At 55.2% G+C, this 25,295-nt stretch carries 24 protein-coding genes and 1 pseudogene; 8 read left to right on the top strand and 17 right to left on the bottom strand.

What is annotated here, in order from left to right; translation table 11 throughout:
* Positions 1-196 precede the first annotated feature (196 nt).
* On the bottom strand, positions 197-736 hold the full coding sequence (locus ACOTX5_RS09735; RefSeq protein ID WP_045911141.1) for a DUF3251 domain-containing protein: 540 nt from the start codon (positions 734-736) through the stop codon (positions 197-199).
* Between the two features lie 152 nt (positions 737-888).
* Between ACOTX5_RS09735 and nrdR the strand changes: the two genes are divergently transcribed.
* The 5 genes from nrdR to thiL all read left to right on the top strand — a co-directional run bounded on the left by nrdR (position 889) and on the right by thiL (position 4,495).
* Positions 889-1,338 (top strand): transcriptional regulator NrdR, encoded by a 450-nt coding sequence (gene nrdR / locus ACOTX5_RS09730; protein WP_003859099.1) that lies wholly within the window; start codon positions 889-891, stop codon positions 1,336-1,338.
* A 4-nt stretch (positions 1,339-1,342) separates the two neighbouring features.
* Positions 1,343-2,446 carry a bifunctional diaminohydroxyphosphoribosylaminopyrimidine deaminase/5-amino-6-(5-phosphoribosylamino)uracil reductase RibD gene (gene ribD / locus ACOTX5_RS09725; protein ID WP_045911114.1) on the top strand — a complete coding sequence of 368 codons (1,104 nt, stop codon included), beginning with the start codon at positions 1,343-1,345 and terminating at the stop codon, positions 2,444-2,446.
* 87 nt (positions 2,447-2,533) lie between these two features.
* On the top strand, positions 2,534-3,004 hold the full coding sequence (gene ribE, locus ACOTX5_RS09720; RefSeq protein ID WP_003859098.1) for a 6,7-dimethyl-8-ribityllumazine synthase: 471 nt from the start codon (positions 2,534-2,536) through the stop codon (positions 3,002-3,004).
* A gap of 21 nt (positions 3,005-3,025) precedes the next feature.
* Entirely contained in the window at positions 3,026-3,445 is a 420-nt protein-coding gene (gene nusB, locus ACOTX5_RS09715) for a transcription antitermination factor NusB (RefSeq protein ID WP_006809908.1), read from the top strand.
* 78 nt (positions 3,446-3,523) lie between these two features.
* Positions 3,524-4,495 carry a thiamine-phosphate kinase gene (gene thiL / locus ACOTX5_RS09710; protein WP_023296013.1) on the top strand — a complete coding sequence of 324 codons (972 nt, stop codon included), beginning with the start codon at positions 3,524-3,526 and terminating at the stop codon, positions 4,493-4,495.
* Between the two features lie 92 nt (positions 4,496-4,587).
* Here the strand turns inward: thiL and ACOTX5_RS09705 are convergent, their stop codons facing one another.
* The 4 genes from ACOTX5_RS09705 to xseB form a co-directional block, all read right to left on the bottom strand.
* Positions 4,588-5,562, bottom strand: a complete 975-nt coding sequence (locus ACOTX5_RS09705; protein ID WP_045911113.1) for an aldo/keto reductase — start codon at positions 5,560-5,562, stop codon at positions 4,588-4,590.
* A 62-nt stretch (positions 5,563-5,624) separates the two neighbouring features.
* Positions 5,625-7,487: a 1-deoxy-D-xylulose-5-phosphate synthase gene (gene dxs / locus ACOTX5_RS09700; protein ID WP_015571294.1), complete on the bottom strand. Its 1,863-nt coding sequence runs from the start codon at positions 7,485-7,487 to the stop codon at positions 5,625-5,627.
* Between the two features lie 24 nt (positions 7,488-7,511).
* A complete protein-coding gene (gene ispA / locus ACOTX5_RS09695; protein WP_015571293.1) occupies positions 7,512-8,411 on the bottom strand; it encodes a (2E,6E)-farnesyl diphosphate synthase in 900 nt (299 codons plus the stop codon).
* The gene (gene xseB, locus ACOTX5_RS09690) at positions 8,412-8,654 is read right to left on the bottom strand and encodes an exodeoxyribonuclease VII small subunit (protein ID WP_015571292.1); all 243 of its coding nucleotides are present in this window, start codon (positions 8,652-8,654) and stop codon (positions 8,412-8,414) included.
* Positions 8,655-8,832: 178 nt separating this feature from the next.
* Here xseB and thiI point away from each other — a divergent pair, with 178 nt between their 5' ends.
* Positions 8,833-10,281 carry a tRNA uracil 4-sulfurtransferase ThiI gene (gene thiI / locus ACOTX5_RS09685; RefSeq protein WP_006809903.1) on the top strand — a complete coding sequence of 483 codons (1,449 nt, stop codon included), beginning with the start codon at positions 8,833-8,835 and terminating at the stop codon, positions 10,279-10,281.
* 69 nt (positions 10,282-10,350) lie between these two features.
* On the top strand, positions 10,351-11,085 hold the full coding sequence (locus ACOTX5_RS09680; RefSeq protein WP_017383174.1) for a GntR family transcriptional regulator: 735 nt from the start codon (positions 10,351-10,353) through the stop codon (positions 11,083-11,085).
* 26 nt (positions 11,086-11,111) lie between these two features.
* On the opposite strand, the gene ACOTX5_RS09675 is transcribed toward ACOTX5_RS09680, so the two are convergent.
* The 5 genes from ACOTX5_RS09675 to panE form a co-directional block, all read right to left on the bottom strand.
* Positions 11,112-11,834, bottom strand: coding sequence for a glucosamine-6-phosphate deaminase (locus ACOTX5_RS09675; RefSeq protein ID WP_017383175.1), 723 nt, complete (start codon positions 11,832-11,834; stop codon positions 11,112-11,114).
* Positions 11,831-13,156 carry a 6-phospho-beta-glucosidase gene (locus tag ACOTX5_RS09670; RefSeq protein WP_045911112.1) on the bottom strand — a complete coding sequence of 442 codons (1,326 nt, stop codon included), beginning with the start codon at positions 13,154-13,156 and terminating at the stop codon, positions 11,831-11,833. Before ACOTX5_RS09670 ends, ACOTX5_RS09675 begins: the two co-directional genes overlap by 4 nt.
* A 12-nt stretch (positions 13,157-13,168) precedes the next feature.
* Positions 13,169-14,437 (bottom strand): PTS sugar transporter subunit IIC, encoded by a 1,269-nt coding sequence (locus tag ACOTX5_RS09665; protein WP_032670497.1) that lies wholly within the window; start codon positions 14,435-14,437, stop codon positions 13,169-13,171.
* Between the two features lie 300 nt (positions 14,438-14,737).
* Positions 14,738-15,331: a protein deglycase YajL gene (yajL, locus tag ACOTX5_RS09660; protein ID WP_015571288.1), complete on the bottom strand. Its 594-nt coding sequence runs from the start codon at positions 15,329-15,331 to the stop codon at positions 14,738-14,740.
* On the bottom strand, positions 15,294-16,205 hold the full coding sequence (gene panE, locus ACOTX5_RS09655; RefSeq protein WP_045911111.1) for a 2-dehydropantoate 2-reductase: 912 nt from the start codon (positions 16,203-16,205) through the stop codon (positions 15,294-15,296). Before panE ends, yajL begins: the two co-directional genes overlap by 38 nt.
* Positions 16,206-16,330: 125 nt before the next feature.
* Between panE and ACOTX5_RS09650 the strand changes: the two genes are divergently transcribed.
* Positions 16,331-16,822 carry a YajQ family cyclic di-GMP-binding protein gene (locus tag ACOTX5_RS09650; protein ID WP_017383179.1) on the top strand — a complete coding sequence of 164 codons (492 nt, stop codon included), beginning with the start codon at positions 16,331-16,333 and terminating at the stop codon, positions 16,820-16,822.
* Positions 16,823-16,854: 32 nt separating this feature from the next.
* Here the strand turns inward: ACOTX5_RS09650 and ACOTX5_RS09645 are convergent, their stop codons facing one another.
* The 7 genes and pseudogenes from ACOTX5_RS09645 to ACOTX5_RS09615 all read right to left on the bottom strand — a co-directional run bounded on the left by ACOTX5_RS09645 (position 16,855) and on the right by ACOTX5_RS09615 (position 25,147).
* The gene (locus ACOTX5_RS09645; RefSeq protein ID WP_017694418.1) at positions 16,855-18,216 is read right to left on the bottom strand and encodes an MFS transporter; all 1,362 of its coding nucleotides are present in this window, start codon (positions 18,214-18,216) and stop codon (positions 16,855-16,857) included.
* 114 nt (positions 18,217-18,330) lie between these two features.
* A pseudogene (gene fucA, locus ACOTX5_RS09640) lies at positions 18,331-18,979 on the bottom strand (L-fuculose-phosphate aldolase).
* 28 nt (positions 18,980-19,007) lie between these two features.
* Positions 19,008-20,003, bottom strand: coding sequence for a LacI family DNA-binding transcriptional regulator (locus tag ACOTX5_RS09635; RefSeq protein ID WP_015571284.1), 996 nt, complete (start codon positions 20,001-20,003; stop codon positions 19,008-19,010).
* 61 nt (positions 20,004-20,064) lie between these two features.
* Positions 20,065-21,654: an FGGY-family carbohydrate kinase gene (locus ACOTX5_RS09630; RefSeq protein ID WP_045911110.1), complete on the bottom strand. Its 1,590-nt coding sequence runs from the start codon at positions 21,652-21,654 to the stop codon at positions 20,065-20,067.
* 11 nt (positions 21,655-21,665) lie between these two features.
* Positions 21,666-22,616, bottom strand: a complete 951-nt coding sequence (locus ACOTX5_RS09625; RefSeq protein WP_000858088.1) for an ABC transporter substrate-binding protein — start codon at positions 22,614-22,616, stop codon at positions 21,666-21,668.
* A gap of 45 nt (positions 22,617-22,661) precedes the next feature.
* Positions 22,662-23,645: an ABC transporter permease gene (locus ACOTX5_RS09620; protein ID WP_017383183.1), complete on the bottom strand. Its 984-nt coding sequence runs from the start codon at positions 23,643-23,645 to the stop codon at positions 22,662-22,664.
* A gap of 2 nt (positions 23,646-23,647) precedes the next feature.
* Positions 23,648-25,147, bottom strand: a complete 1,500-nt coding sequence (locus tag ACOTX5_RS09615) for a sugar ABC transporter ATP-binding protein (RefSeq protein ID WP_017383184.1) — start codon at positions 25,145-25,147, stop codon at positions 23,648-23,650.
* Positions 25,148-25,295 lie beyond the last annotated feature (148 nt).

Raw genomic sequence — 25,295 nt, 5'->3', positions numbered from 1 at the left:
TTCTGCGGAGCCTATTATAGGAATCCTTGCTCACAAAAATATGTGTTGTTTCACATATCTCTCACATACGTAATCGATTGCGTTCACGTTTGCGTACTTTAGACGGGCGGGATTGTAGCGGCAATCATTTATGTTGCCAATCCATACGAAATGTAAATGTTAGCGGAGTGACATTTCACTCCGCTAGAAGGGCGGGTTATTGCGCGGCGGGTTGAATGTCGTGAATACGGATAAAGCCCAGCTGTTCTGGGGTCAGTCCGCTCAGCTGGAGCGGGATATCAACATCGCTCGGCGCCAGCGTGCTGGCGGGGGTGGTGAAGAGCTGATTCTTCACGTTCACTTCCTGATAGCTCTCCGTGGTGCCCTGAATCTGGCCCCACTCTACGGTGCCGCTGAACGCGGGAAGCGGATCGTTGGACTCACCCTGAATGCGTAATGTTGCGCGAGTACCATCGGCATTCGCTGCAACATTCACCACAGACATCTTTAGCGTGCCAATCTGGCTGTTCAGACGCGCGGGCGTGTTTGCACCTGGCAATAAATAAACGCCATTGCTGGATTTGGCATTGAGCGCGTTCTGCTGGGTGATCTTCACGGTTTCTTTGTTAAGTTTGTCCATCGCCACGTTAAGCGTATTCACGCTTTGTTTCATCTCACGGACTTCGCTTTGCTGTGCGCAGGCGCTGAGCGTGAACAGGCTCCCCACCAGCACTATTTTCAGGTAACGTCTTGTCATTGCGTTTAATTCCTTGAAATCACAGATTGCTGCAATGGTAGACAGGATAATGCCGTCAGGCATAGATCCTTTGTCTCAAAAAGCTCTTCCTTTGTTGTCGGGCCAGTTCAGGGTAAAATAGAAATCAGTTAACCAGATAACAGGGACATCGTATGCATTGCCCATTTTGCTCCGCTGTGGATACCAAAGTCATCGACTCGCGTCTTGTAGGCGAAGGGTCTTCCGTGCGTCGTCGTCGGCAGTGTCTGGTGTGCAACGAGCGTTTTACCACCTTTGAGGTGGCAGAGCTGGTAATGCCGCGCGTGGTAAAAAGTAACGATGTGCGCGAACCGTTCAATGAAGAGAAACTGCGTAGCGGGATGCTCAAGGCGCTGGAAAAACGGCCCGTCAGCTCCGATGATGTCGAAATGGCGTTAAACCATATTAAATCTTATCTGCGGGGGTTAGGCGAGCGCGAAGTGCCGAGCAAAATGATCGGCAATCTGGTGATGGAACAGCTGAAGAAGCTCGATAAAGTCGCCTATATCCGCTTTGCCTCCGTTTACCGCAGCTTCGAAGACATCAAAGAGTTTGGCGAAGAGATCGCCCGCTTACAGGATTAAGCCCATGCACGATGAGATGTACATGGCGCGCGCCATGAAGCTGGCGCAGCGCGGTCAGTTTACCACTCACCCTAACCCCAATGTCGGGTGCGTCATTGTTAAAGATGGCGAGATCGTGGGGGAAGGTTTTCACTACCGCGCAGGCGAGCCGCATGCTGAAGTGCATGCCCTGCGCATGGCGGGTGAGAAAGCGCGTGGCGCGACGGCCTATGTGACGCTGGAGCCATGCAGCCATCACGGACGTACGCCGCCGTGCTGTGAGGCGCTGATTGCGGCGGGCGTCTCGCGCGTTGTCGCCGCCATGCAGGATCCTAATCCGCAGGTGGCGGGCCGCGGGCTGTATCGTCTGCAACAGGAAGGCATCGACGTCAGCCACGGCCTGATGATGCAGGATGCCGAAAACATCAACAAAGGCTTCCTGAAGCGTATGCGCACCGGCTTCCCGTTTATCCAGCTTAAGCTTGGCGCGTCACTGGATGGCCGCACGGCGATGGCGAACGGCGAGAGCCAGTGGATCACCTCGCCGCAGGCAAGGCGCGATGTGCAACGTCTGCGCGCGCAAAGCCATGCTATTCTCACCAGCAGTGAAACGGTACTGGCTGACGATCCGGCCATGACCGTGCGCTGGGAAGAGCTGAATGCGGATACGCAGGCGCTCTATCCGCAGGAGAACCTGCGTCAGCCGCTGCGCATTATTGTTGATAGCCAGAACCGCGTGACGCCGGAGCACCGCATCGTGCAGCAGCCGGGTGAAACCTGGATTGCCCGCACCAAAGAAGATACGCGCGAGTGGCCGGAAGGCGTGCGCAGCATTATGGTGCCGGAACATAACGGGCATCTCGATCTCGTGGTGCTGATGATGTTGCTCGGCAAACAGCAGGTCAACAGCATCTGGGTTGAAGCCGGTCCGACGCTCGCCGGCGCACTGCTTCAGGCGGGGCTGGTGGATGAGCTTCTCGTCTACGTTGCGCCTAAACTGTTAGGTAATGACGCGCGCGGCCTGTTTGTGCTGCCCGGCCTTGAAAAACTGGCCGATGCGCCGCAACTCTCATTCAGCGAGATTCGTCCGGTAGGCCCGGATGTCTGCCTCCATTTAACGACAGCGTAATTGCTCCTGAAATAGGGAAGCAGTGCGCAAAGTATTATGATAAAATCCGCCCCCCTGCGGGGCCAAATGAACCCGTAAAGGAAGAGTATGAACATTATTGAAGCTGCTGTAGCTACCCCGGACGCTCGCGTCGCCATCACCATTGCGCGTTTCAACAACTTCATCAACGATAGCCTGCTGGAAGGTGCGGTTGACGCCCTGAAACGTATCGGCCAGGTTAAAGATGACAACATTACCGTTGTTTGGGTTCCAGGCGCTTACGAACTGCCACTGGCGGCGGGCGCGCTGGCGAAAACCGGTAAATACGACGCGGTGATTGCGCTGGGTACCGTTATTCGTGGCGGCACTGCGCACTTCGAATACGTTGCGGGCGGTGCAAGCAACGGTCTGGCACACGTTGCACAGGATGCTGAAATCCCTGTCGCGTTCGGCGTGCTGACCACCGAAAGTATTGAACAAGCCATCGAACGTGCTGGCACTAAAGCCGGTAACAAAGGTGCAGAAGCTGCACTGACCGCGCTTGAAATGATCAATGTATTGAAAGCCATCAAGGCCTGATTTTTTTGTAAGGGGAATTCCGTGAAACCTGCTGCTCGTCGCCGCGCCCGTGAATGTGCCGTCCAGGCACTTTACTCCTGGCAGTTGTCCCAGAACGACATCGCTGATGTTGAATACCAGTTCCTGTCAGAACAGGACGTGAAAGACGTTGACGTTCTGTACTTCCGTGAACTGCTGTCGGGAGTGGCGACTAATAGCGCGTATCTCGATGGTCTGATGAAGCCATACCTGTCCCGTCTGCTCGAAGAGCTGGGCCAGGTCGAAAAAGCAGTGTTGCGTATCGCGCTGTTTGAGCTGTCTAAACGTGATGATGTGCCGTACAAAGTGGCCATCAACGAAGCGATCGAACTGGCGAAAACCTTCGGCGCTGAAGACAGCCACAAGTTTGTTAACGGCGTGCTGGATAAAGCCGCACCTGCGATCCGTCCCCACAAAAAGTGATCCGCAAACCGGTGTCTTGCATTGCCTTTTTGGCAGTGCGGCTCCGGTTTTTTTATTTAATTTGCTGAGGCATAACGTATGGCATGCGGCGAATTCTCCCTGATTGCCCGTTATTTCGACCGTGTCAGAACCTCTCGTCTTGATGTTGAAACCGGCATTGGCGATGACTGCGCACTTCTCAATATTCCCGAAAAACAGACGCTGGCAATCAGCACCGACACCTTAGTGTGTGGGCGTCATTTCCTGCCGGATATCGATCCTGCCGATCTGGCGTATAAAGCGCTGGCGGTGAACGTCAGCGATCTGGCGGCAATGGGCGCCGACCCGGCCTGGCTGACGCTGGCTCTGACCCTGCCGGAGGTGGATGAAGCCTGGCTTGAAGCCTTCAGCGATGCCCTGTTTGAACAGCTGAATTATTACGATATGCAGCTGATTGGCGGTGATACCACCGCCGGTCCGCTGTCCATGACCCTGGCAATCCACGGCTATGTGCCTGCCGGGCGCGCGCTGAAGCGCTCGGGTGCAAAACCAGGCGACTGGATCTACGTGACCGGTACGCCGGGCGACAGCGCGGCAGGGCTGGCGATCCTTCAGAACCGTTTAACGGTTGAAGATGCTGACGATGCGGCGTATCTGGTGAAGCGCCATCTGCGGCCAACGCCGCGTATTCTGCACGGTCAGGCGCTGCGCGAGCGGGCCAGTTCGGCTATCGATTTGTCTGACGGGCTGATCTCCGATCTCGGCCATATCCTGAAGGCCAGCGGCGTGGGCGCACGCGTTGACCTGGATCTGTTCCCGCTGTCGGAGCAACTGCTTCGCCATGTCGAACCTGAACAGGCGCTGCGCTGGGCGTTATCCGGTGGAGAAGATTATGAGCTGTGCTTCACCGTGCCTGAGCTGAATCGCGGGACGCTGGATGTGGCGCTAGCGCATCTCGGCGCGAAATTTACCTGCATCGGGCAGGTGATGCCGGAAAGTGAAGGGTTGCTGTTTGTCCGCGACGGCGCCCCGGTTACGCTTGACTGGAAAGGGTACGATCACTTTGGGTGAGTGTTTTGCCGGGTGGCGGCTTCGCCTTACCCGGCCTACGATCGCACTTTATTTGTAGGCCGGGTAAGGCGAAGCCGCCACCCGGCAAGTGTTTATTTAAACCCTACCACCGGATGCTGCTGATACGGCGTCTCCAGCTCTGCAATCTGCTCCGGCGTCAACGATAAGTCCACCGCACTTAACAACTCATCCAGCTGTTCTTCCCGCGATGTGCCCACAATCGGCGCGGCGACACCGCGCTTGCTCAGCAGCCACGCCAGCGCCACCTGCGCGCGCGTTGCACCGATATCGTCGGCGATCCCGGCTAAGCGTTCGGCAATTAACGCATCGCTGGCTTCTGTATCGTCATACAGGTTTTTACCCACTTCATCCGATACCAGCCGGGCGGTAGTTTCCCCCCACGGACGGGTTAACCTTCCGCGCGCCAGCGGGCTCCACGGGATCACCGCCACGCCTTCCTGGTAGCAGAGCGGCAGCATCTCGCGCTCTTCTTCCCGGTAAATCAGGTTGTAGTGATCCTGCATGGTGACAAAGCGCACCCAGCCGTGCTGCGCCTGGAGATCGAGCGCCTGGGCAAACTGTGAGGCATGCATGGACGATGCGCCGATGTAGCGCGCTTTACCGGCTTTCACAACGTCGTTTAACGCTTCAAGCGTCTCTTCGATCGGGGTGTTGTAATCCCAGCGGTGGATTTGCAGCAGGTCGACGTAATCCATGTTCAGGCGTCTGAGGCTGTCATCAATGGAACGCAGGATCTGCGCGCGAGAAAGGCCTTCCGCCAGATCGCCTGACGGGTAGTACACCTTAGTGGCGACCACAATGTCATCACGACGGGCAAAATCTCGCAGGGCGCGGCCGACAATCTCTTCGCTGCTGCCGTCTGAGTAGCTGTTGGCGGTATCGAAGAAGTTGATGCCGCCGTCAATGGCGCGCTTGATGATAGGGCGGCTGCTCTCTTCCGGCAGCGTCCAGGCATGATTTCCCCGGTCAGGCTCGCCAAACGTCATGCATCCCAGGCAAAGCCGGGACACCTTAAGGTCCGTTTTTCCTAATGTCGTGTATTGCATGGTTCCGCTCCTGCTGTTTAAACAATACGTTTAAGCATAGCAGGAGCAGAAAAGGGGAGGGATCAGGCCAGCCAGGTGCGGATTTTAGCTTCGATACCGGCGGCGTCCAGACCAATGTCGGCGCGCGCCTCATCCTGGGTGCCTTGCGGGATGAAGTGGTCAGGGAGGCCGAGATTAAGCACCGGAACGGCTTTACGGTTCGCCATAAGCACTTCGTTCACGCCGCTACCCGCGCCACCCATGATGGCGTTCTCTTCCAGCGTGACCAGAACGTCATGGCTTTCCGCCATGCTCAGAATCAGAGATTCATCGAGCGGCTTCACAAAGCGCATATCGACCAGCGTCGCATTCAGGTTTTCAGCGACTTTTGCCGCTTCCGGCATCAGCGTACCAAAATTCAGGATCGCCACTTTTTCACCACGGCGTTTCACCAGACCTTTACCGATATCCAGTTTTTCCAGCGGCTGTAATTCAACGCCAAGGGCATTACCGCGCGGATAACGTACCGCGCAGGGGCCGTCCTGATAGTGGTAACCGGTATACAGCATCTGACGACACTCGTTTTCGTCGCTTGGCGTCATGATCACCATATCAGGGATGCAGCGCAGGAAGGAGAGATCAAACGCGCCCTGGTGCGTCTGGCCATCAGCCCCCACAATGCCCGCGCGATCGATAGCAAACAGCACCGGCAGCTTCTGAATGGCAACGTCATGGATAACCTGATCGTAGGCGCGTTGCAGGAAGGTAGAGTAGATCGCTACCACCGGCTTGTAGCCGCCAATCGCCAGGCCCGCAGCAAAGGTTACCGCGTGCTGCTCGGCGATAGCCACGTCGAAATACTGGTCCGGGTATTTTTTGGAAAACTCCACCATGCCGGAGCCTTCACGCATGGCAGGCGTCACCGCCATCAGCATGTTGTCTTTCGCCGCCGTTTCGCACAGCCAGTCGCCAAAGATTTTTGAGTAGCTCGGCATCCCGCCGCTGCTTTTCGGCAGGCAGCCGCTGGTATGGTCGAACTTAGGCACCGCGTGGAAGGTGATCGGATCTTTTTCCGCCGGTTCGTAACCACGCCCTTTTTTGGTCATGATATGCAGGAACTGCGGGCCTTTCAGGTCGCGCATGTTTTTAAGCGTCGTCACCAGGCCCAGCACATCGTGGCCGTCCACCGGGCCAATATAGTTAAAGCCCAGCTCTTCGAACAGCGTACCCGGCACGACCATGCCTTTGATGTGTTCTTCGGTACGCTTAAGCAGCTCTTTAATCGGCGGTACACCGGAGAAGACTTTTTTACCGCCTTCACGCAGTGAGGAGTAAAGCTTGCCGGACAGCAGCTGCGCCAGATGGTTATTCAGCGCGCCGACGTTCTCGGAGATCGACATTTCGTTGTCGTTGAGGATCACCAGCATGTCCGGTTTGATATCGCCCGCGTGGTTCATGGCCTCAAAGGCCATCCCGGCGGTGATCGCCCCGTCGCCAATCACGCAGACGGTGCGGCGTTGTTTATTCTCTTTTTCGGCGGCAACGGCAATACCAATGCCCGCAGAAATGGAGGTGGAAGAGTGGCCGACGCTTAACACATCATATTCACTCTCGCCGCGCCACGGGAACGGGTGCAGGCCCCCTTTCTGGCGAATGGTGCCAATTTTATCGCGACGTCCGGTCAGAATTTTGTGCGGATAGGCCTGGTGGCCTACATCCCAGATCAGCTGATCGAACGGCGTGTTATAGACGTAATGCAACGCCACGGTCAGCTCAACCGTGCCAAGTCCGGAGGCGAAGTGGCCGCTGGAGCGGCTAACGCTGTCGAGCAGGTAGCGACGCAGCTCGTCACACAGCTTCGGCAGACTCTCTTTCGGCAACAGACGTAACTCCTGAGTGGAGTCAACTAACGCCAGTGTCGGGTATTTGGCAATATCAAAACTCATCAAAGGCTCATCGAGATTTATAGTTTATTTATCACGCTGGATTATGTAGTCCGCTAGCGCTTCCAGTGCCGAGGTATCCAGCGATTGCGCGGCCAGCTCATTCAGCGACCGGCGGGCATCGTCTATCAGATCCCGGGCTTTACGTTGGGCATGCTCAAGGCCCAACAGGGCGGGGTAGGTACTTTTGCCAAGCTGCTGATCCGCACCCTGACGTTTTCCCAATGTTGCAGTATCGCCCACCACATCCAGAATGTCATCCTGAACCTGGAATGCCAGACCGATACTTTCTGCGTATCTGTCCAGAATCGGCAGGGCTTTACGCCCGCGTTCACCCGCGCTCAACGCGCCCAGGCGAACGGCTGCACGAATCAGTGCGCCCGTTTTGTGACGGTGGATGCGCTCCAGCTGTTCCAGAGTAACCTGACGCCCTTCAGCCTCTAAATCCAGCGCCTGGCCGCCGCACATCCCGGCGACGCCGCTGGCCATTGCCAGTTCGGACACCATTGCCAGACGATCGCGATCGCTCACCTCAACCATCGGCGCATCGCTCAGAATGGAGAAGGCCAGGGTTTGCAGCGCATCCCCCGCCAGAATGGCATTCGCTTCGCCAAATTTGATATGGCAGGTTGGCTGACCGCGACGCAAATCGTCATCGTCCATGGCCGGCAAATCATCATGGATCAGCGAATAGGCGTGGATACACTCCACGGCGGCTGCCGGTGCGTCCAGCGTGTTATCGCTGATACCGAACATATTGCCCGTGGCATACACCAGGAACGGACGCAGGCGTTTACCCCCCAAGAGTGCGCCATAGTGCATGGCTTCAACCAGAGGAGTGTTCTGAAAAGGCTGCGGCTCAATGAATCGGCGCAGCGCATCGTTGGCGCGGATAACGCGCGCCTGAAGCGCGTTGGAAAAATCCATTTACTCGGCGTCCGGTGTGAATGGCGTGGTTTTAGCGTCTTCGCTGTCGGAAAGCAGGATCTGCACACGCTGCTCGGCCTGCTGGAGTTTTACCTGCCCCTGGCGCGCGAGCTGCACGCCGCGTTCAAATTCGTTGAGCGCGTCTTCCAGCGGGAGATCGCCGCTCTCAAGACGGATAACGATCTGCTCCAGTTCACTCAGCGCAGTTTCGAAACTGGCCGGTGCGTCGTTTTTCTTCGGCATAGTGAATTGACTCTTAAATTTTTCGCCCTGACATGGTAACGGACTCGGGGCAATTATCAAATAACGCGAGTGGCGCGATGGTGGTATACTTGCGCGCCTGGATGCAGCCACGGGTGTGGGCTGCTGTATCATTTTCCACTACAAGCCTTTATAAGCTTGCCTAAGAAACATTGCCGCCATGAAGTTTATCATTAAATTGTTCCCTGAAATCACCATCAAAAGCCAATCCGTGCGTTTGCGCTTTATTAAAATTCTCACCGGGAACATTCGTAACGTATTAAAACACTACGACGAAACGCTCGCCGTGGTGCGTCACTGGGACCACGTAGAAGTCCGCGCGAAAGACGAAAACAAACGTCTTGATATTCGCGACGCGCTGACCCGTATCCCGGGTATTCACCATATTCTGGAAGTGGAAGACGTTCCCTTCACCGATATGCACGATATCTTCGAAAAGGCGCTGGTGCAGTACCGCGACCAGATCGAAGGGAAAACGTTCTGCGTGCGCGTGAAGCGCCGGGGTAAGCATGAGTTTAGCTCTATTGAGGTTGAGCGCTACGTCGGTGGTGGTCTGAACCAGCACGTTGAAACGGCGCGCGTGCGCCTGACTAACCCGGACGTCACCGTTAACCTTGAGATCGAAAACGATCGCCTGCTGCTGGTCAAGGGTCGTTATGAAGGTATTGGCGGTTTCCCTATCGGCACTCAGGAAGATGTGCTGTCGCTGATCTCCGGCGGGTTCGACTCCGGCGTGTCCAGCTATATGCTGATGCGTCGTGGCTGCCGCGTGCACTACTGCTTCTTTAACCTGGGCGGCGCGGCGCATGAAATCGGCGTACGTCAGGTGGCGCATTACCTGTGGAACCGCTTCGGCAGCTCTCACCGCGTGCGTTTTGTGGCGATCAACTTTGAGCCGGTGGTCGGCGAAATCCTCGAAAAAGTGGACGACGGCCAGATGGGCGTGGTGCTGAAACGTATGATGGTGCGTGCGGCGTCCAAAGTGGCTGAGCGCTACGGCGTGCAGGCGCTGGTCACCGGTGAAGCGCTGGGGCAGGTCTCCAGCCAGACGCTGACTAACCTGCGTCTTATCGATAACGTGTCTGATACGCTGATCCTGCGTCCGCTGATCTCTCACGATAAAGAGCACATCATCGATCTGGCGCGTAAAATCGGTACTGAAGATTTTGCCCGCACCATGCCGGAATATTGCGGTGTGATCTCAAAAAGTCCAACCATCAAAGCGGTGAAGGCGAAGATCGAAGCGGAAGAAGAGAACTTCGATTTCAGCATCCTGGAAAAAGTGGTGGCGGAAGCGTCCAACATCGATATCCGTGAGATCGCTCAGCAGACCGAGCAGGAAGTGGTTGAGGTGGAGACGGTCAGCGGCTTCGGTGCTAACGATACGATTCTGGATATCCGTTCTGTTGATGAGCAGGATGACAAGCCGTTGCAGGTGGAAGGCGTCGAGGTGGTTTCGCTGCCGTTCTACAAGCTGAGCACCCAGTTTGGCGATCTCGACCAGAGCAAAACGTATCTGCTGTGGTGCGAACGTGGGGTCATGAGCCGTTTGCAGGCGCTGTATCTGCGTGAGCAGGGCTTCGCGAACGTGAAGGTGTATCGCCCGTAGTTTCTCGCCCGGTGGCGCGAGCGCTACCGGGCCTGCGATTCTATGCTCTTTTTGGCCGGGTAATCGACAATGGAAAAAAAACATAAGTACTGGGAAATCAAAGAGAGAATCAAAAAAGATATTCTCAATGAAGTCTACAAAAAGGGCGAAAGCATTCCGTCGGAGCGCGATCTTGCCGGTATTTATGACGTTACGCGCGTAACGGTTCAGAAAGCCATGGCGATGCTGGTACAGGAAGGGTATATCGAGCGTATCCACGGCAAGGGCATGTTTGTTTTAAAGAATACTGCCAGCAATATTTACATTCTGAATAATGAAAAGAGTGACAGTATTCTCGGGTTTTCCCGTGAATTTCAGGGGCGGGTCAACGTAACCAGCCGCTTGCTGACGTTGACGACCCTTCACGCCGACGCGGCGCTGGCACAGCACCTCGAAATTGCGCAGGGTGATGATGTCTGGTTTATTCGCCGTATCCGTTTACTGGACGGACAGCCGGTGTTAATTGAAGACAGCAATATTCCTCACAAGGTGGTTGCCACTGTTCCGCAGGCTATTCTCGAAGAGGGATCGCTGTATGGCTATATTGAAGACTTTACCGGTAAGAAAATCAGCGACGCCGATTCACTGATTGAAGCGGATCTTTTTGATGAGGAGCTGGCGGCCCATCTCAATATTCTGCCAGGCCAGCCGATGTTGAAAATTACCGAAGTCACGCGCCTCGATGACGGTAGAGCATTTAACTTCTCCATCAGCTACAACCGGGCAGATATTTTCCGCGTCAAGAATATGCATATCAAACGATAACAGGCGCATCAGCGCCTGTTTCTCTTTTACAGCTTAGCGGCTGCCGCTTTATCGACAATGATCCTTAACCGTGGGTGCGGCTTTAGCAGCGTCGCGGGAACCGCCGGGTCCGGTGCGGAATTGACGGTTGTTGCGATGATGTCGGCTTTTTTCTCGCCGCTTGCCATCAAAATAATGGCCCGTGAGGCCAGGATAGTCTTCATCCCCAGCGAAATGCCCTGACGGATATGACGCTGCTGGCCGAAGTATTTAACCGAAACGGCCTGCGTCACCGCATCCAGGTCCACGATGTGGCAACCGGTATCGAGGGCGGCGCCCGGTTCATTGAAGCCGATATGGCCGTTCATACCGATCCCCAACACAATGATGTCAGGCCCACCGTGGGCCGTAATAAAGTTATCCACACGCTGACACTCTTCCTCGGGGGATTGCGTCAGGCCATCAAAGAAACAGATCTGATCGTCGCGCAGGGCCAGGTGGCTGAAGAAATGGCCCCATACCATCTCCCGGCAGCTGCCTTTATCGGCCTGACCGAGCCCCAGCCACTCATCCAGGCCAACAAATGCCGCACGGGAAAAATCGACCCTGCCCTGTTTGCTGGCGTGCACAAGCGCGGCAAAAACGCCCAGCGGCGTATCTCCACCCGCGATGCAAATCAGCGCATCGGGTTTTTGCGTAACGGTTTCAATGACCGCTTTCGCCACGGCGTCACTCAGCGCCGCATAATCGTCTGTCTGTTCTACGTTCATTGTGCGTCCTTACGTTTAGCATACTGGGGTAAATAACGGTGGTTGACCTCAAGATATTCATTAAGGATCTGTTCTGCCGCGGCGGCAGAAGGCACAAGGGGATTTACGCTCAGCGCCAGCAGCGCCGTGTCGTAATTTCCAGTGACAGCGGCCTCAACGGTGAGCTCTTCATAGGCCTTCACGCTCTGGATCAGGCCGCGAATCTTCACGGGCAGCCTGCCATAGGCGAGGGGATGCGCGCCGTTTCGGTCGATCATGGCGTTGGTTTCCAGCGTAACGTGATCCGGCAGATCGGGTGTTGTGCCCCTGTTAGGAACATTTACGACGTGGATCTCTTTTTTATCGTTATAAATAGCGCTGATGATCGAGCATGCAGTATCGGAGTACCAGGCGCCTCCGCGCTGCTCCAGCTCTTTCGGCTTGTGCGCGAGATGGGGATCCTGATAAAGCGTAAAAAGCCGTTGCTCAATTTCGCGCGTCTGCTCGCCGCGGGTTCCCTTAGTATTTGCATCGCGCAGCGCGGCGTCGGTCATCTCGCGGGTCAAAAAATAGTATTTGAGGTAGGAGATAGGGTACATGTGGAGTGCCCTGGCAAAGCGGGCACTAAACGCAATGTCCGGTATATTTTTCAGGGAGTTATTTGCGCTGCCCTCGGCCAGTTTTTCAATAAAGTCGTCGGTATAATCCTCTCCCTTGAGGAAAATTTGGTCGGCAAAAATAAGATGGTTCAGACCAATAATGCGTGCGTAAACGTCCGACTTCTGCACGCCGTAGGCTTTGGCGATGTCCATCATCATGCTGTTTGCGCCACTGCAAATGCCTATGGTCCGAATGGCCGAGTGGCGGGTGATTGCCTCGGTGACAATCCCGGCCGGGTTGGTGAAGTTAATCAGCCAGCCGTTCGGGCACCATCTTTCCATGTCCTTACAGATATCCAGCAGGACCGGGATCGTGCGTTGAGCTTTCATAAACCCGCCGGGACCTGTCGTCTCTTGCCCCAGAACGCCGTATTTTAGCGGGATTTTTTCATCGTTGATGCGGGCATCAAGAAAGCCGACACGCAGCTGCGTGGTGACAAAATCGGCATCTTTCAGCGCCTCTTCCCGATCGAGCGTCAGGTGGATATTCATTGGGAGCCCGGCTTCAGCTACCATGCGCTGGGCCAGCTTTCCGACAATCTCCAGCTTCTCTTTTCCCTCTTCAATATCCAGCAAATAATAATCGGTGACCGGCAGCTCTGCGTAGCGTTTGATAAAACCGTCGATCAATTCTGGCGTGTAGCTGGAGCCGCCGCCAATAGTGACAACCTTGAGCTTTTTCATCGTGGTTCCTTTTTACAAGATGGGGTCGGAAAGCGTGTCCGCGTTGCGGCGGGCATTTTCTTCGGCCGCTTCGGTTTCAAGTTGTTTGCGCTCGGCCAGTTTGAAAAACGGCAGCCAGACCAGGGCGGAAATAACCAGCGTGCAGATGGACCAGATCACGGCAGGGATATTGCCGCCGGTCACGAACCATGCGGCGAAAATCGGCGGCATGGTCCAGGGGATCTGTAAGACGGGGCGACCAATGATGTCGAAGTACATCAGCGACCAGGTTGAGATGCACAGGATCATCGGCGTCAGGGTAAACGGGATCATCAGCAGTGGGTTGAAGACTATCGGGCAACCGAAAATGACAGGTTCGTTAATACAAAATATCGCGGAGGGCAGGGAGAGCTTACCCACTGATTTGTACAGCCGACTGCGGGAACGCAGCATGGCAATGACCAGCCCCATGGTCGCGCCCGTTCCGCCCAGGCACATAAAGACGATATAAAACCCGTCGGCGGTAATATGGGGAATGGGCTGATGATGCAGATAGGCCTGAGTATTTTCAGCGATGTATTTCAGGAAAATGGGACTGGTGATGCCGGAAAGCACGTTGTCGCCATGTATGCCGCAGCACCACAGCAGCGAAATCAGAAAAATAAGCACCAGCATGCCCGGCAGCGAACCGAGGCCGGAGACGAGCGGGCTGAGCAGCAGGGTGAAGAAGTGGTTGATATCAAAATTCAGGATGACCCTAATCAGCCAGATCAGAGTGATTGCTACCGCGGCGGGGATCAGGCTCGCAAAAGATTGCGCCACGGCAGGAGGCACGCCCTCCGGCAGGGTGATCACGACGTTGTGCCGGATAAAAAATCGCACGATGTGCACCGTCAAAATCGCCAGGATGATGGCAGAAAACAGCCCCGCCGCACCAAGATTGTCAACGTTGAGCTGATAGCTGTCGTTGAGTTGCGCCAGTAAGAAAACCACCAGCGTGACTATGCAGCAGGTGATAGCGTTGAGGTTGTACTCCTTCGCGAGGTTGTAGCTGATACCCACCGCAGAAATCAGCCCTATTGCACCAAAGGTAACGCCCACCGGGGCGCTGAGCTTTTCGGCAAACGGGCCAAGCCATTCACTCCAGCCGGGTATCGGTAGATTGGCGAGAATGAGAAACAGGCTACCGGTGATGGTGAAGGGTAAGGTCAGCGCAATACCGTTGCGCACGGCGACCAGTATTTTATTTTCGCCTACGCGAATCAGTACAGGAATGACTCTGTGCTCAAGAAATGTAATCACATTGCTTACTCCAGAAGAGATTTCTGCTCTCCCGCCGCTGTTGATGTTATCAGGCTTTGCTGGCGGATTTTTAAACTGGTATATACCAGTTGAATGCAGTTTTTCACGGTTCTTTTAGCCTGTCAAACAGGCATGCAATGCGGTGCGGATTTGATTATTTGTCTGAAAATAAAGGGTTTTTGAAAGGGTAAAACGGTGGAGAGACGCTTTAGGGCAGGAAAATGAATCACAGAACTGTGACGCTGGCTGCACTATTTCTGTAGGGCAGACGGGCCAGCGCGTTGCCAGCCCGGGAGGACATCAGGCTTCGTAGAAATTATAAATCCCCGCCGCCATCACCAGCGATGACGCCACTTCGTACGCTTTTTCGCGCCCGACCAGCAGGTCAATAATCTTCAGGCCAAAATCAATGGCGGTGCCCGGCCCCTGGCTGGTGAGCAGGTTAACGCGCGGATCCCAGACCACGCGTTTATCCACCCACTGATCTTCCGGAATTGTGTCCTTCAGGCCAGGAAAGCCTGTCATATTGCCGATGGGGAAAATGTCGTGCGGAACCAGCACCGTACCCGCGGCCGCACAGATTGCCGCGACGATACGCCCGGAAAGATGAAACTGACGAACGGTTTCAACCAGCAGCGGGCTGTCGCGGAAACACTCTGCACCCTTCAGCCCACCCGGCAAAACGATCATGTCGTAATCACCGTCCGCCACCTGTACAAGCGGTGCATCCGCCAGGATCTTCACCCCACGCGAGCAGGTAATCGCCAGACTTCCGTCGCTGGCGACGCTGGCGGTAGTAACCTTAATACCACCACGCACCATCAAATCAATGGTGGTGACCGCTTCTGTCTCTTCGCTACCAGGGGCGAGGCATACCAGTGCCGATGCGCTCATACTCACTCTCCTTTCGTTTTACTAACTCAAACAGACGACTGTTTTCCGCAACGGTAATACCGTGTGCCCGGGCGCGTTTTAACAGATAACCGGTAATGTAATCAATTTCGGTATGCCGCATAGCCCGGATATCCTGCAACATTGAGGAGATATTTTCTGCCGTACTCTCAATGACCTGGTCGACATAATAACGTAAATCGGACTCTGAGGTGTGGTAGCCTTCGCGTTCAATGACGGCGGCAACTTCCCGGCAAATCAGCGCTACCCGATCGGGATGCTTGCGCAGCTCACCGTTAGGGCAATCCAGCAGGGCGGTCAGCGGATTGATCGCGCAGTTGACCGCCAGTTTGCGCCACAGTTCCGCGCGAATGTTATTGTGCCAGGCGACGTCAGGCAGCGTGCTTTGCAGGGTATCCGCAAGATAGCTGTAATCGCCGGTCTGTTCACGCGCAGGACCGATATGGGTGATACCACTGGCAACATGGATAATGACGTTACCGTCGCGACGTGCCGCGTGGGTGGTTGTCCCCATCAGCAGCGGTTGCCGGACAGATTTTAGCTCTTCAATGGTACCCATACCGTTGTGAATCAGCAGGATTGGCGTGCTTTCAGGTAACTGGGCGGCCAGGCTTTTCACCGCATCGGAGACCTGCCAGGCCTTCAGCGTGACCAGCAGCAAATCACTGGTGGCGAGAAATTCCGGATCGTTTGCCGTCAAAGACTCGTTAAAAATTGAACCGTCTGTACCAATTACGTTCACACTGCAATAGGGCTGGGGAATTCGCAGCCAGCCCTGAACGTCGTGTCCCTGTTTGCATAGCGCTGTAAGCCAGAGTTGGCCAAGGGCTCCGCATCCAAGCACTGTTACTTTCATCGTTCCTCCTCACCTGCAACGGCGCCAGGTGCTTTGACGCTAAGTATAGCGCCATCAGCTAAGCTTCTCGTTATGCCTCGTTGCGGGTATTATGCAACGCAACAAAAATGAAGGGAGAAGAAAAGATGCCATCTTTCGATATTGTTTCTGAAGTTGATTTGCAGGAAGCGCGTAACGGCGTAGAAAATGCTGTCCGTGAGGTTGAGTCACGTTTCGATTTTCGTGGCGTTGAGGCGACCATTGAACTGAACGACGCGAACAAGACGATCAAAGTCCTGAGCGAGTCTGATTTCCAGGTCAACCAGTTGCTGGATATCCTGCGCGCCAAGCTGCTCAAGCGCGGCATTGAAGGGACCTCACTCGATGTACCGGAAGATTTTGTTCACAGCGGCAAAACCTGGTTTGTGGAAGCGAAGCTGAAGCAGGGGATTGAGAGCGCGGTACAGAAAAAAATCGTTAAGCTTATCAAAGACAGTAAGCTCAAAGTGCAGGCGCAGATCCAGGGTGAAGAGATCCGCGTGACCGGAAAATCCCGTGATGACCTGCAATCCGTGATGGCGCTGGTGCGTGGCGGCGATCTCGGTCAGCCATTCCAGTTTAAAAACTTCCGCGATTAAGACAATCATGCCCGGCTAAACCGGGCATTTTTTCAGGCCTTCAGCGCCTGCTCCACCTCAAAGCGGTTAGTCACTTTGCTGTCAATTTTGACATACGCACTGCGCTCTTCCGGGACAATCAGCACTTCGCTCACGCCCTCTGTCGCTTCCAGACGCTGTTTTAACGCGTCACCGATTGCCACGTCATCGGGAATTTCTACCCGCAGGCTACTTACATAGCGCGGCTCTTTCATGGTGCTGGCAACAAACAGCCAGAGCATCGCCAGCAGCGCACCGGCGAGGAAAACGGTCTGGGAGTCAAACAGACCGTCCACCCAGCCGCCGAGCGACCCGCCGATCGCCACGCCGAGAAACTGGCTGGTGGAGTAAATGCCCATCGCGGTGCCTTTGTATCCTGCCGGAGACTCTTTGCTGATAAGCGACGGCAGCAGGGCTTCCATCAGATTAAACGCCAGGAAGAACAGCTGTACGCCGGCGATCAGTTCCCAGAAATGCGGGCCAGCGCCCCACAGCACAATCTCGGCAATCAGCAATAACGCCACGCAGCCCACGAAGACGCGTTTCATTTTGCGCTTCACTTCGGCGTAAATAATGAAGGGCACAACGGAGACAAACGAGATCAGCATTGTGACCAGATAAATTTTCCAGTGCTCTGCCGCCGGGAAACCGGCTGCGGCAAGTTGACCGGGCAGGGCGACGAAGGTGGACATCAGCAGAATGTGCAGGCACATAATGCCGAAGTTCAGCTTAAGCAGGCGCGGCTCGGCGATGACTTTGCTGAAGCAGCCTTTCACCATCCCGGATTCACGGTTGAGGACGTGGTTTTTACTGTCAGGCACAACCCACAGCGTGAGTGCGATCCCAATGGTCGCCAGCACCGCAATCATCCAGAACAGGGCGTGCAGGCCGAGCGCATGAGTGATAACAGGCCCCAGCACCATGGCAATGGCAAACGTGACGCCGAAGCTGACGCCGATAAACGCCATGGCTTTGGTGCGGTTTTGCTCGCGGGTTAAGTCTGACAGCAGCGCCATCACGGCGGCGGCAATCGCCCCGGAACCTTGCAGGGCGCGCCCAAGAATAATTCCCCAGATGGAGTGGGAGAGGGCGGCGATGATGCTGCCAAGTACAAACACCAGCAGCCCGCCGACAATCAGCGGTTTGCGACCCACGCGGTCGGAGAGCAGGCCAAAGGGGATCTGGAATATCGCCTGCGCCAGGCCGTAGATACCAATCGCCAGACCAATCAGCGCTTCGCTGGCACCCTGTAACGCCATGCCATATGTGGTCAGAACGGGCAGGACCATAAACATGCCAAGCATCCGCAGCGAGAAAACAGTCCCTAAACCCCAGGTCGCACGCAGTTCGCCTGGCGTCATTTTATAATCGTTCATTACCACCTCTACCAAAAAGCAGGCCATAGTTTAGGCGGGGTGATAAGTGCGGTAAATAGGTGTTTGTTTAAGAGATATTACGAGGGTGTGATAAAAGCACCCCCGGATAAAAAATTACGCCTCGACGCGCAATCCGTAGCTTTTGAATTTCTCAAGAACAATGGCAATTTCATCGTACACTGAGTACAGGAACGGGATCTACTATCGCCAGCGTGGCCAGGTAGAGTTTTGCCAGCACCTCTACCTCCTGCGCCAGCCACAGTGCCTTTTCAAGATTTTCTTCGCAGGTTATCAGGCCGTGGTGCTGTAAGAGCGTCGCTTTGCGATCGCGTAATGCGACCGCGACATGCTCTGACAGCGCGCGCGTCCCGAAGGTCGCGTAAGGGGCGCAGGGAATGGAGTTTCCCCCGGCGGCGGCAATCATATAGTGAATAGCAGGAATGGGGCGGTTGAGTATCGAGACGGCGGTACAGTTAACCGCATGGTTATGGACGACGGCGTTAGCATCCGGGCGGGTCTGATACACAACCTGATGAAAACGCCATTCGCTGGAGGGCAGTTTATCTTCTTCGTGTCGCCCCTGTGCATCTACATAGACGATACTCTCTTCGGTCAGATGCTCGTAGGGAATTCCGGTCGGCGTAATCAGCATGCCGTCGCGATAGCGAACGCTGATATTGCCGGCGGTGCCCTGATTTAACCCCATGCGGGTCATCTCAAGGCAGGTGTCGATAATGTCTCTGGCTAATCGGGCTCGTTCCATTTTTTATTCTCCGGGTACAGTTTTATTTTTACTGGCGGGAACGTTTGACCAGCTTCATATCGACTTTCGCCGTCTCGTTAACCGCTTCGCCGTCGATGGCTCGCTGCATCAGTTCAAACGCTTTTTCCGCCCAGGTATCTTCATCCTGCTGCATGGACCAGACGCTGTTAGGCAGGAACCCCAGCATGGGGTGCTCATCGAAGGTGCCGATATTGATGTGTTGGGGCACGGTGCCGGTACGCGTCCGCAGGGCTTCGATTGCCCCTTCCAGAACGGGTAACGATGAGGCGATAAACGCCTGCGGAACACCCTGGCTGTCGATAAGCGAATCCATCAGGGCATATCCGCCCTCCGGCGTATTGTCCGGCCCTTCGATGACCCACTCGCGATGGTGAATACCGGCTGTTTTCAGGGCCTGTAAGTAGCCGTTCAGACGGTCCGTAATACTGGGCAGTGCGGTATCGCCCACAAGGAACCAGAGCGGCGTTTTTCTCTCTGCCAGCATGTTGCGGGCCAGTTCATCCCCCCCGGCCTCGTTATGACTCTCAACCAGCGCGTTGTCAGTAAAGCCAAAATCCCGGTCGAGGAGCACCAGTGGTTTTTGGATCTGCCGCAAATGATGCTGCTGGTTTTCCAGCGTCGAGGGAACGATAAACAAGCCGTCCACGTTGCGCGCCATCAGGGCTTTGACCAGCTTGTTTTCGTAATCCACATCGTTGTAAGTACAGCTGATCATCAGCTGGTAGCCCGAACGGCGGCAGCGCAGTTCGAGTTTCTCGGCGAGCGTTGCAAAGAACACGTTCGAGATGTTGGGTACGATGAGTCCCAGCGTCTCGGTTTTGTTTAGCTTAAGACTGCGCGCCGAATGGTTGAGGGTATAGCCGAAGCGCTCGACGTGTTCATTAATTCGGGACTGTGTTTTCACGCTGATCCGATACTGTTCGGCTTTCCCGCTCAGTACCAGCCGCACGGTGGTGACGGATAAATTCAGATCCTTCGCTATCTGTTCAACTGTTTTGGCCATCGCTACGCCTCAATCCTTAACGTACGTAAAAAACTGCTGATAAAGCATACGCATCCTGCCATTATATTTCCTGTTGCATCAGGAGATTAAGCGCCTGCTGCTGGGTCCACAGCATCAGGTACGCCTCATATTTTTGCCGGTGGAAAGCCGCGGTTTCCGGCCGACGGGTGATGATGTCGCCGGCTTTGACCATTTCCCGGGTGGCATCGGTGAGCGTTGCCCATGCACCGCTCGCCACAGCGCCGCAAATGGCCGCGCCGAGAGTGACGGCATCTTCTTCGGCTAAGAGATGAATATCGCAGCCCGTGGCATCGGCATACTCCCGCAGCCAGAGCCGGTTATGGGTGGCTCCTCCACAAATGACAATGCGCGACAAGGTGTGCCCGTGATGTTTAAGGGTAGCCATAATATGTCGTGTGCCATAGGCTATGGCCTGTAGCGTGGCCAGGTAGAGCCTCGCCAGCGCACGTTCACCGGTTTCTAATGTCAGACCGACCACGCTGCCCCGCGCATCCGGACGCGAACGCGGCGAGCGGTTGCCGTGGTGATCGGCCAGAATGTGCAGGTTGCGGGTGGGATATTTTTCTTCCTGTTCAAGCGCGGCTACCCAGTCGTTGAGCAGCGCCACCGGATGGCGTTGCGCCGCTTCTGCTTTTGCAAACAGGTCTGCGCTGGCTCCGTGCTCGCGCAACGTCCAGTCGACCAGTGCCCCGGCAGCACTTTGCCCGCCTTCCGTCAGCCAGTAGCCCGGCAGCATGGCGCTCCAGTAAGGCCCCCAGACGCCGGGCGTATGGATCTCCGTCTGACTGGCAAGCATATGGCAGTTCGAGGTTCCGCTGATGAGCGCCAGCGTGCCCTCCGGGTGTGAGCCCGTCAGCGCCACGCCACCCGCGTGGGCATCGATCATGCCGCTTGCCACAACCACCTCTTCGGGCAACCCCAGAGCTTGCGCTGCCTGTGGGCTGAGTTTCCCGACGCATTCAGCGACGTCCAGAATAGTATCGGGAATTTTTGTCAGTAAGGTCTCGAGCCCCACCTCCCTGAGCAGCGATTCGCTGAACTGCGCCTCATGCGCAAGGTAGTTCCATTTGCAGGTGAGGGTGCACAGGCTGGCGGCGTCCTGGCCCGTCGCTTTCCAGACCAGAAAATCGGCAAGGTCGAAAAAGCGCCAGGCCTGATTCCAGGTTTCAGGATGATGTCGCTGCAACCACAGCAGTTTTGGCAGTTCCATTTCAATACTCACCTCGCCGCCCACGTAGCACAGGGCCGGATCGCGTGTGGCATTGATGCGAACGGTTTCTTCGTGAGCACGATGATCCATCCACATAATGATGTCCTGCGATGCCGGACTGTCGGGGGACACGCTCAGGCCGTTACCCTCAGCATCCAGCGCGACCAGCGAGCACGTGGCGTCGAAGCCAATCGAACAAATGGCGTCGGGTGAGATCCCAGAGGAGTCGACGGCTTCCCGCACCACCGCGCAAACCTGCTGCCAGATCTCCGCGGAGGACTGTTCCACGCGCGCGTTGCTGGCGTGAAACTGCGAAATCGGACGGGTCGCGAAGCTCAAACGCTCGCCTTGCGCAGAGTAAAGCCCAGCACGAACGCTGGCTGAACCCACATCGACCCCGAGGAAATAGCCGTCACTCATCATAAACTTCCTTATTTTTTACCAAACGGATGTAACAGTTTATCAATTTCAGGGGTGTTGATATTCTGCGCATTGACATATTTCACTGGAATATCAATTTCCTTAGCCACCGTCTGTCCGGAAATCACCGCGTTCAGCGCCTTTATGCCCTGATAACCAATCTGGTACGCGTCCTGCACCACGAAGCCCTGAATCACGCCGTTTTTGAGGAAGTTAATGATGGCTTCGGTGCTGTCAAAACCGATGACTTTCACTTTGCCCTTCAGATTCTGGCTGTCGATAGCGTTCGCAACGCCCAGGGTTGAGCCTTCGTTGGTGGCATAAATACCGGCGATATCCGGGTTGGCCTGAACCATATCAATGGTTTTATCCATCGCTTTTTGCGGGTCGCCATCGCTATATTGCACCGGCAGTACCTGAATATTCGGGTACTTCTCTTTCATTCGCTCGCTGAATCCTTCAGAGCGCTCAATGGCGGACGTCGTTCCGGCTACGTGGGCGATAATACCCACTTTCCCCTTCTGGCCTACCTGCTCCGCCAGCGCATCCGCAGCCTGTGCGCCCGCCTTACGGTTATTGGTGGCGACAAAGCTGGCCGGGATATCGGAGTTCACGCCCGAGTCGAAGGTCACCACTTTGATCCCCCGGCTGTTGGCGGTTTCGACCAGCGGGGCAAGGGCGTTTGCATCAAGCGCGGCCAGCAACAGGCCGTTTGGCTTTTGTGCCATGGTGTTTTCGACTAACTGGATCTGCTCGGCGATTTGCGTTTCATCGGCAGGGCCAACGTAGCTGGTTTTGTCACCCAACTCTTTTGCGGCAGCTTCCGTCCCCATTTTGACCGTCTGCCAGAATTCGTGCTGGTAACCTTTACTGACTACCGGCAGGTTCAAATCTTTTGCCAGCGCGCTGCTGGACAGGATGGCAACGAGCGACAGGGCGCTCAGGATATGGCTGGTTTTCATTATTTGCTCCGTTGTAGGGTTGGCAGGGCTTGTTGTATCGAGAACCTAACGCATTCTTTTACGTAACGTGTCCAGGTAGACGGCGGCAACGACGACCACGCCCATCGCCACCATCTGCCAGAACTGGGACACGCCCATGAGATTGAGGCCGTTTTTCAGCACGCTCATAATGAACGCGCCTATGATGGTGCCGCCAATCGTGCCCACGCCGCCCATCAGACTGGTACCGCCGATCACTACCGCCGCAATGGCTTCCAGCTCATAACCCACGCCTACGGTTGGCTGGCCTGAATTGAGACGAGAGGCGAGGATCACCCCGGCCACGCCGGTTAACAGGCCGCATAAGGCGTAAACGAAAATTTTCACTCGCTGGACTTTGATCCCGGAAAGATGTGCCGCCGTTTCATTGCTGCCGACAGCGTAGATATAGCGGCCCATCACCGTTTTCTTCAGGATCCACATGGCGATCAGTGCCACGATGACCAGGTAGAACACCGGATAAGGCAGGACGTCGAACAGGCGACCCTGCGCTAGCAGCTTGAACTGCGGGTAGTCAGAAAAATAAATCGCGCGGCCATCGGTCATCACCATATTGATGCCGCGTACCGACATCATTAAGCCGAGGGTGGCAATAAACGGTGGTATGGTCATTTTGGTGACCAGAAACGCGTTCACATAGCCGCAAAGCCCGCCGGCGAGCACGCCTGCCAGAATACAGACCGGCAGCGGCATACCAAACCCGGCGGCGATGCCCACCGCAACCCCTGAGAACGCCACCACCGATCCGAGCGACAGGTCGATCCCGGCGGTAATAATCACAAAGGTTACGCCAATGGCCATGATGCCAATCACCGCCGTTTGCAGGGCGATAGTCATGATATTTTCAGTATTAAAGAAGAACGGTGAGCTGAAGCTGAAAAACAGAACCAGCAATACCAGGCTAAAAAGAGGCGCCAGACGCATCAGGAGCGCTTTATTTATTTTCATCGTATGACTTCCGCTTTGCGGCGATGGAACGGTAACGGACATGATTAATCCTCCAGCGTGGCGTATTGCATGATTTTTTCCTGGGTGGCGTGCTCAGCCTCTATTTCGCCGGCAATGTGGCCGCTGCGCATCACAAGTATGCGGTCGCACATTCCTAATACTTCCGGCAGTTCGGATGAAATCATGATGATCGATTTACCTTTAGCGACAAGGCGGTTCATTAGTTCATAAATTTCCAGCTTGGCGCCAACATCAATTCCCCGGGTTGGCTCATCAAAAATTAAAATATCGGTATCTTTACAGACCCAGCGGGCAATAATGATCTTCTGTTGATTACCGCCGCTTAAATTCAGTGCCGCCTGTTCCAGATGCGGCGTTTTTATTCGCAGCGCATCCACCAGTTTCTGGCTGGACTCCCGGCAGCGCTTTTCATCGACATTACCCGCGGCGCCGGCGTAGTCCGGGTAATTGCCGAGCATAATGTTCATCTCAACGGAAAGGCCGAGGGCGAGTCCCTCTTTTTTGCGGTCTTCTGTTAAATAGCTGATGCCTTTCTCAATGGCGTCAGCCACGTCTTTAATCCGTGTGGGGGTGCCGTTCAGCGTCAGGGTACCGGCGTCGATCGCATCGGCGCCAAACAGGGCCCGGCCCAGTTCCGTTCGGCCTGCGCCCATTAAGCCAGCGAGGCCGAGGATCTCACCGCGCCAGAGGGTAAAGTTGATGTCGTGCAGTACACCATTTCGCGTCAGGCCATTCACCTCCAGCACTTTTTCTCTGCGCTGATGCGGCGGGCGTTTTGGGTAGATGTTATCGAGATTGCGGCCAACCATCATGGCGATAAGCTCGCCGATCTGAACCGTTTCATAATCTACGGTGGCGATGTATTGTCCGTCGCGCATGACGGTCGCGCGATCGGCGATCAGCGCCAATTCTTCCAGACGGTGCGAGATGTAGACTATCCCCGTGCCCTGAGCCTTGAGCATCCGCGTGACGTCAAATAAACTCTCGATTTCACTTTCGGTCAGCGCGGCGGTGGGTTCATCCATGATTAGCACTTTGGCATTGACCGAAATCGCTTTGGCAATTTCCACCATCTGCTGCTGGGCTACGGTTAATTCACTGACGCGGGCGTCCGGGGCGATTTTTAAATTCAGCGTGTGCAGTATTTTCTCAACCGCCTGTCGCTGGGCGCGTTTATCTAACTGCCAGCGGCTATTTTTGCAGAATTCACGGCCAATAAAGATATTCTCTTCCACGGTTAAATCGGGAAAGAGATTAAATTCCTGATGGATAATCGTAATACCTGCGTGCTGAGCACTTAGCGGATCGCTGAATGATACGGATTGCCCTTCAAAGCGAATTTCACCGGAATCGGGTTGGTAAACACCGGATAATATTTTCATCAGCGTCGATTTGCCGGCACCGTTTTCACCTAACAGGGCATGAACTTCGCCGCGGCGTAAATCGAAATCAACCTGATTCAGCGCCAGCACGCCGGGAAAGCGTTTGGTGATGCGCGTCATCTGAATAAGAGTCTCTGACATTGCAAAATTCCTGTGTTGGAAAGGCAATGAATCACAAGCCACAGTGATTTAGTTATTAAGCTAACTCGACTTAGCTTTCGTCCTTAAAAGCTATTTTAGGGTCATAATTTAGCCAAATCATTTGTATTCAAATTGTGACGTCGTGCAA

The organism is Enterobacter cloacae complex sp. IR5441 (genome assembly GCF_049238215.1).
GTDB lineage: Bacteria > Pseudomonadota > Gammaproteobacteria > Enterobacterales > Enterobacteriaceae > Enterobacter > Enterobacter hormaechei_C.
Note: the sequence above shows the minus strand (reverse complement) of the source record. Positions and strands in the feature narration are given on the sequence as shown.

Coding starts and splice junctions, on each gene's coding strand:
- ACOTX5_RS09650 (WP_017383179.1), top strand. CDS start 16,331: ATGCCATCTTTCGATATTGTTTCTGAAGTTGATTTGCAGGAAGCGCGT.
- nrdR (WP_003859099.1), top strand. CDS start 889: ATGCATTGCCCATTTTGCTCCGCTGTGGATACCAAAGTCATCGACTCG.
- ACOTX5_RS09735 (WP_045911141.1), bottom strand. CDS start 736: ATGACAAGACGTTACCTGAAAATAGTGCTGGTGGGGAGCCTGTTCACG.
- ACOTX5_RS09675 (WP_017383175.1), bottom strand. CDS start 11,834: ATGAACGTAGAACAGACAGACGATTATGCGGCGCTGAGTGACGCCGTG.
- xseB (WP_015571292.1), bottom strand. CDS start 8,654: ATGCCGAAGAAAAACGACGCACCGGCCAGTTTCGAAACTGCGCTGAGT.
- ribE (WP_003859098.1), top strand. CDS start 2,534: ATGAACATTATTGAAGCTGCTGTAGCTACCCCGGACGCTCGCGTCGCC.
- ACOTX5_RS09635 (WP_015571284.1), bottom strand. CDS start 20,003: ATGGCCAAAACAGTTGAACAGATAGCGAAGGATCTGAATTTATCCGTC.
- ACOTX5_RS09620 (WP_017383183.1), bottom strand. CDS start 23,645: ATGTCCGTTACCGTTCCATCGCCGCAAAGCGGAAGTCATACGATGAAA.
- ACOTX5_RS09625 (WP_000858088.1), bottom strand. CDS start 22,616: ATGAAAACCAGCCATATCCTGAGCGCCCTGTCGCTCGTTGCCATCCTG.
- ACOTX5_RS09670 (WP_045911112.1), bottom strand. CDS start 13,156: ATGAAAAAGCTCAAGGTTGTCACTATTGGCGGCGGCTCCAGCTACACG.
- thiL (WP_023296013.1), top strand. CDS start 3,524: ATGGCATGCGGCGAATTCTCCCTGATTGCCCGTTATTTCGACCGTGTC.
- dxs (WP_015571294.1), bottom strand. CDS start 7,487: ATGAGTTTTGATATTGCCAAATACCCGACACTGGCGTTAGTTGACTCC.
- panE (WP_045911111.1), bottom strand. CDS start 16,205: ATGAAAGTAACAGTGCTTGGATGCGGAGCCCTTGGCCAACTCTGGCTT.
- ACOTX5_RS09680 (WP_017383174.1), top strand. CDS start 10,351: ATGGAAAAAAAACATAAGTACTGGGAAATCAAAGAGAGAATCAAAAAA.
- ACOTX5_RS09630 (WP_045911110.1), bottom strand. CDS start 21,654: ATGAGTGACGGCTATTTCCTCGGGGTCGATGTGGGTTCAGCCAGCGTT.
- ispA (WP_015571293.1), bottom strand. CDS start 8,411: ATGGATTTTTCCAACGCGCTTCAGGCGCGCGTTATCCGCGCCAACGAT.
- ACOTX5_RS09705 (WP_045911113.1), bottom strand. CDS start 5,562: ATGCAATACACGACATTAGGAAAAACGGACCTTAAGGTGTCCCGGCTT.
- yajL (WP_015571288.1), bottom strand. CDS start 15,331: ATGAGCGCATCGGCACTGGTATGCCTCGCCCCTGGTAGCGAAGAGACA.
- ACOTX5_RS09615 (WP_017383184.1), bottom strand. CDS start 25,147: ATGTCAGAGACTCTTATTCAGATGACGCGCATCACCAAACGCTTTCCC.
- ribD (WP_045911114.1), top strand. CDS start 1,343: ATGCACGATGAGATGTACATGGCGCGCGCCATGAAGCTGGCGCAGCGC.
- thiI (WP_006809903.1), top strand. CDS start 8,833: ATGAAGTTTATCATTAAATTGTTCCCTGAAATCACCATCAAAAGCCAA.
- ACOTX5_RS09645 (WP_017694418.1), bottom strand. CDS start 18,216: ATGAACGATTATAAAATGACGCCAGGCGAACTGCGTGCGACCTGGGGT.